Annotated in this window: 6 protein-coding genes; 2 read left to right on the forward strand and 4 right to left on the reverse strand. The window is 40.8% G+C overall.

Features of this window, described 5'->3' with window-relative positions; all coding sequences use genetic code 11:
* From NTU69_12250 to NTU69_12265, 4 genes are all read right to left on the reverse strand, one after another.
* A partial coding sequence (locus NTU69_12250; GenBank protein ID MCX5804277.1) for a hypothetical protein occupies nucleotides 1-245 on the reverse strand: 245 nt, incomplete at its 3' end.
* Nucleotides 246-764: 519 nt separating this feature from the next.
* Nucleotides 765-1,313: a hypothetical protein gene (locus NTU69_12255; GenBank protein ID MCX5804278.1), complete on the reverse strand. Its 549-nt coding sequence runs from the start codon at nucleotides 1,311-1,313 to the stop codon at nucleotides 765-767.
* Nucleotides 1,314-1,875: 562 nt separating this feature from the next.
* Nucleotides 1,876-2,154, reverse strand: coding sequence for a type II toxin-antitoxin system YafQ family toxin (locus tag NTU69_12260; protein MCX5804279.1), 279 nt, complete (start codon nucleotides 2,152-2,154; stop codon nucleotides 1,876-1,878).
* Nucleotides 2,154-2,414, reverse strand: a complete 261-nt coding sequence (locus NTU69_12265; GenBank protein ID MCX5804280.1) for a type II toxin-antitoxin system RelB/DinJ family antitoxin — start codon at nucleotides 2,412-2,414, stop codon at nucleotides 2,154-2,156. Before NTU69_12265 ends, NTU69_12260 begins: the two co-directional genes overlap by 1 nt.
* A gap of 418 nt (nucleotides 2,415-2,832) precedes the next feature.
* On the opposite strand from NTU69_12265, the gene NTU69_12270 reads away from it, so the two are divergent.
* Both NTU69_12270 and NTU69_12275 read left to right on the forward strand, forming a co-directional pair.
* Nucleotides 2,833-3,144, forward strand: a complete 312-nt coding sequence (locus NTU69_12270; protein MCX5804281.1) for a hypothetical protein — start codon at nucleotides 2,833-2,835, stop codon at nucleotides 3,142-3,144.
* 114 nt (nucleotides 3,145-3,258) lie between these two features.
* Nucleotides 3,259-3,655 (forward strand): dihydrodipicolinate synthase family protein (locus NTU69_12275; protein ID MCX5804282.1); only part of this gene is annotated, 397 nt, incomplete at its 3' end.

Here is a 3,655-nt window from a genome sequence, read left to right on the forward strand (position 1 = left end):
TTCTTCTCAACGATGAAACCATAGATAGGAATGGTGGCACATAGGGGAAGGCACAAAACGAGCGTAAAACGGAAAAATCTGAAAAGAGTTTTCCATAGGCCCTGCCAGCCATTCAAAAAAGACGGAATGCCGAAAAAGGCGACAAAGAGGACGTTAGCAAATAAAACCAAAAGGGCAGGCGCTACATCAGTGAGCCCGGCCAACAAAGGATTTTTTGATGATTGGGTCGTAACCTGTACCTCCATAGCCACCCGTTCCTGGATAATGCCATTCAACTCTACGAGAGAACATAACCCCTATTCAGCATGGTTCCAGTATCTTACTCACTACATTAAACGTGTACAAGTGTGATTTTGTTCCATGAAAATTGCAAGTATTTTCAAGAACACTGTTTTTTTTACCAACTATTCGTCCTGCTTGCGAGACCATAAGGCCACAAACGGGGTACTAAACATTCGAGTGGATACGGACCTTCTTTCTGAATAGGACGGATCGGGGTTCTCTGACGATTTCAGCCGACAGAGGTGAGGGGGTAGCCCCGAACCGTTGACAACCTTAACTTAGTAAAGAGTCAAGAGACCGCTCAACTATATTTTGCCGTAGTGGTACTAAGATCCCATGAGGTAAAATATTTTGTTTCATCGGCATATGCTTGATTTTCGAAACATGGTAATATCTATAGGATTGAAGTGTGGCACAAATAGTCTCTTTACGAAAAACAACGTTGCAGGAAGAAAGAAGCAGGATTTACCCTCACAAATCTTTTAACCGGTCTTGTCGAAAATACCGTCAAGGAAGACATTCTGAACAGGCTGGTTCAGCCAGCTTATCTTCCATGAAGTAACGGTCTTCGTTTCGTTATCAAAACTATAGTCCACACGGGCGAAGGCCCTCACACCAAGGGTAACTCCTGACAGAACCACCCCATGTCGCTCATGATCGATTTCAGTCAGTACTATAACGGCAAAAGCGTTCTCCGCTAACGCCTTCTCCCTTATCCTCCGTATGAGCGCTTCTTTCTGGTACCCATCCCTGAGCGAGAGAGATACCATCTTCATCGTACCGTCTGCATGCACGAAAAACGCCGTCGGCTTTATCTTTCCCTGAGAAGCCAGTTCGCTTCTCGCCCTGTCGGCTGCCTTCTCGATAGCACCCTTAAAAGCATCGGTCAAAAGGGACGGGGTCTTAGTTTCACGATAGACGCCGACAGCGATGGGGGAAGAGATAGAGGAATCGGGCGCAAGAACTGCCGGCGGAGAGTCTGGCTGAGCTCCGTGCACTGTTTTATTCTTTCTTTTCCTTTTCCCAAACATTTCCCCTTAATTATACACCAAAACATACAATTATGAACCAAAAATGTGTCGATCATGTTCACGTACGGTTTTCGATTCCCTTGGAGAAAATCTCCTACCATTACCATGTGCTCTCTTGAGGTTCAGTTATTACCACTTGAAAGCTGCTATGCTCCTCAATAATTCATATTCGTTAATTACAGGAAGTAACGGGTGACCAGTACACAAGTCTTGTATGGTAACCCTTACCGTCTCATATCCTCTGGCAAAATTAAATCTGTCAAACTCGGTGGTAGGACACTTTTTAAAGAATCTGAATTGAACAGATTCATTGAAAGTCTGGATCATATTAAAAAACATAAAAAGAAGAAATAACATTTTTCTTCAGTCACTTCGTAAGGGATATTCCTTGTTCTTTTCATAAGAGCATAGGCTGTGTGTTTATTTCTTAAATACTGTAGTGTTCTCTCACCCCATCCCTCAAAATGCAATCCTGACGTAATTATGAAGGTCATTTATTTCTGTAGGTGCTAAGATGTAAGAAAATCTGACAAAAGAGGTGATTATTTAAAATTGCTTTCTATCATTCAAATAACTCTGGATGGCTGCCCGTTCTTTCAAAGATGATAATCTTTTCTTCCTTATTGAGTTTATAGACAAGCAACCAATCAGGTTCTATATGACATTCTCTCCGGTCTTTGAAGTATCCCATAAGGGTATGGTCTCTATATTTTTTATCCAAGTTTCTTTCTTCGATGAGGGTATTAATGATGAGCTTCAATTTCTCGATATCTTTACTGCCTGATTTTTCTAAGCGTTTGACATCCTTCTTAAATTGTTTTGTAAAGAAGGGCCTGAGCATTATACTCCTAACTTTTTGAACATATCCTTAGCATTTTTGCACTCGATAATGTCTTTCCCCTGGTCAGTTTTTTTAAATGTATTTAAAGTGATTTTGTTGGGTATTTCCACATTAAAGGGTAATCCTCTGCGAATCCTCACCTGATTGTAAAATAGATTTATGGCCTGTGTCTCGTTTAACCCTAATTCTCTGAAGATGGTATTCACATCTTCTTTCAATTCAGGGTCTGTCCTTGCCCTAATCATTGCTGTCTTTGCCATGCAAACCTCCAAAAGAATATATTTAGCTTTATTGTATCACAAATGAGGTATATAAGCAAGCATTTTTTGTGGGGGGATAGAGCAAATATACCCTATCCCCATCACCTATACAACTGTATAGTTTTTGTATAGTAGACATGGAAATATTAACCCCCAAAATCGGGAAAACCCCACCCTTGAAATTGTCTGAAAACATAACAATGAGTAGAGAAAGAGCGGAAATCGGGAAAGGGTAGGGTATCCCCATAAAATACTTCCTAATCCATGTGCCGCATGTTCGAGTCATGCCGGGGGCAATTGATTTTTAAGGGATTTATAAAATATAGATTTTGTCTAAGGTACTGAAAAAAATTGACAATCCCAAATATAGTATAATAAACTTGTTATAAGGTTTACCCTAAAAAAAGGAGGGTACGTTATGAAAAAATATTTCTTTATAGGATTGGTGTTAATTTTCATATTTGGTCTTCTAATTCCACCTGTATATTGTCAGGAATCGTATAAAAAAACCAGTACACGTAAATCTACTACCAGTGGGGAAAAGATGATTATAGACTTTTTAATTGCCCGCCCATTAGGTATTTTAAGTTGTGCAGTTGGTTTTGCAGCCACCCTTGTCACTGCGCCTTTTGTTATTTTCTCACAAGACACTTCTGGAAGAGTTGTTGATGAATTTCTGACAAAACCTGGAGACTTTACCTTTACAAGACCCTTAGGAGAGGATATATAACCTAAATTTTTTGAGCAGGAGATAAGCGAGCACCGTGAGCGAGAGGGGGAGGCTTAAGCGGGCTTTGCCTTAAGGAGGGGGCGACGCAAGCCCCTATAATAGAAAGGAGAAACCATGGAATTAAGGGGTATATACACAGCATTAGTAACACCTTTTAAGGATGACAGGATAGACGAGGAATCACTGAAAAAACTGATTGCTTTTCAAATTGAGGGCAATGTTGATGGCATTGTGCCGTGCGGAACAACAGGTGAGGCAGCAACACTATCCTATGATGAACATGATAGGGTGATTGAGCTTACCATAAAGTATGTGAATGGTGCTGTGCCTGTAATTGCCGGGACAGGCTCAAACAGCACAAAGGAGACAGTTGAACTCACAGAGGGCGCCAGGAAATTAGGTGCAGACCTCTGTCTCCTCACAACCCCATATTATAATAAACCAACACAGGAGGGTTTATACAGGCATTACAAAAAGGTTGCGGAAGAAGTAGATATACCATTGATTTTGT

This window comes from Pseudomonadota bacterium (assembly GCA_026388215.1).
Classification (GTDB): domain Bacteria; phylum Desulfobacterota; class Syntrophorhabdia; order Syntrophorhabdales; family Syntrophorhabdaceae; genus JAPLKF01.

What these genes read in the sequence shown, in the direction of transcription:
- NTU69_12265 (MCX5804280.1), bottom strand. Translation starts at nt 2,414, where the DNA reads ATGGCAAAGACAGCAATGATTAGGGCAAGGACAGACCCTGAATTGAAA.
- NTU69_12270 (MCX5804281.1), top strand. Translation starts at nt 2,833, where the DNA reads ATGAAAAAATATTTCTTTATAGGATTGGTGTTAATTTTCATATTTGGT.
- NTU69_12255 (MCX5804278.1), bottom strand. Translation starts at nt 1,313, where the DNA reads ATGTTTGGGAAAAGGAAAAGAAAGAATAAAACAGTGCACGGAGCTCAG.
- NTU69_12260 (MCX5804279.1), bottom strand. Translation starts at nt 2,154, where the DNA reads ATGCTCAGGCCCTTCTTTACAAAACAATTTAAGAAGGATGTCAAACGC.